The organism is Candidatus Magnetaquicoccus inordinatus, assembly GCF_004217665.1.
GTDB lineage: Bacteria > Pseudomonadota > Magnetococcia > Magnetococcales > Magnetaquicoccaceae > Magnetaquicoccus > Magnetaquicoccus inordinatus.
The window spans coordinates 1-1,091 of the sequence record NZ_RXIU01000520.1 but is presented as its reverse complement, the minus strand read 5'-3'; the positions used below and the strand labels follow the sequence as shown (position 1 = coordinate 1,091).

Annotated in this window: 2 protein-coding genes; one reads left to right on the top strand and one right to left on the bottom strand. The window is 49.7% G+C overall.

From position 1 onward, the window contains the following. Positions 1–208 precede the first annotated feature (208 nt). Positions 209–502, bottom strand: coding sequence for a tetratricopeptide repeat protein (locus tag EJP87_RS16975; RefSeq protein WP_193771509.1), 294 nt, complete (start codon positions 500–502; stop codon positions 209–211). Between the two features lie 322 nt (positions 503–824). Between EJP87_RS16975 and EJP87_RS16970 the strand changes: the two genes are divergently transcribed. Next, the coding region (locus tag EJP87_RS16970) for a response regulator (RefSeq protein ID WP_130472998.1) at positions 825–1,091 on the top strand (267 nt) is incomplete at its 3' end.

The following is a 1,091-nucleotide window of genomic DNA, read 5'->3' as shown; positions in this document are numbered from 1 at the left end:
CGTGGAGAGAAACATCCATCTGGTCCATCCCTAAAATTATTGTCCCTGGTTGAGAAGCATGGATTAGGTGCCATTGCCTGACATGCAACAAAACGATCCCATCTGTTGCCTGTTCTCAAGTGATAGGACGCGAAGAAAAAGCCAGTTTCATGCGGCTTATTCTTCTTCTGGAAACGTGCAACAGATAGGATCGTTTTGTTGAAGGTTCTCATTGCATTTCGTGTTTTTTCAGCCATTCTTTGGCAGTAGCGTTACCCTGATCAGCAGCCTTGCGATACCATTCGGCTGCTTTCTTGGCATCCTGTTTAACACCTTCACCAACCGAGTACATTCTACCAAGTTGGGATTGAGCTGGCTCATATCCACAGGCGGTTGCCCGTGTGAGCCAAGCAACACCTTTTTCGTGATCCTGAGTAATAGCTGCTCCTGGAGCTCCCTGATAATTTTTTGCTTTGCCAATGCGCTTGCCCAGCCTGTGGCTTATGGTAATCGCATTTGCCAATTTCCTCACTGTTGCCAGAAGCGAAACTGTGCATGTCGGGCGTCCGCCCTCCCAAAGAGTGCCCCTGCGGGGCACAAATCTGTGCGGCGTGCGCGAATGCTTAAGCATTCGCTTCTGTAGAAACGCCGCACATTATCAGCAGGGCTTTGCCCTGCAACCCACCAGGAGGAGATAATCTCCTCCTGGACCTCCATAATAATTTTTTGCTTTGCCAGTGCGCTTGCCCTGCCTGTGGCTTGTGACATGGTTGACAATACAGTAAGTAATAGGTAAATTTAACAGGATTCAGGGACTACAGACCAGAACGGGCGCGGGGTGAAATATGAAAACATTGATTGCCGATGATGAGTTTGCCAACCGTGAACTGCTCAAACACTATTTGCGTCCCTATGGCGAATGTTTTTTGGCCGAAGATGGGGCGGAAGCTGTCGCCCTGTTCAAGAGCCATCTGGCCAGTGGTTCCCCCTTTCACCTGGTCATGATGGATATCATGATGCCAAATATGGACGGCCAAGAGGCAGTGCGCGAAATTCGCCGTCTGGAAAAAGAAAAATATGGCCCCTCTGCCGAAAGCAGCCAGCTCTCCTTC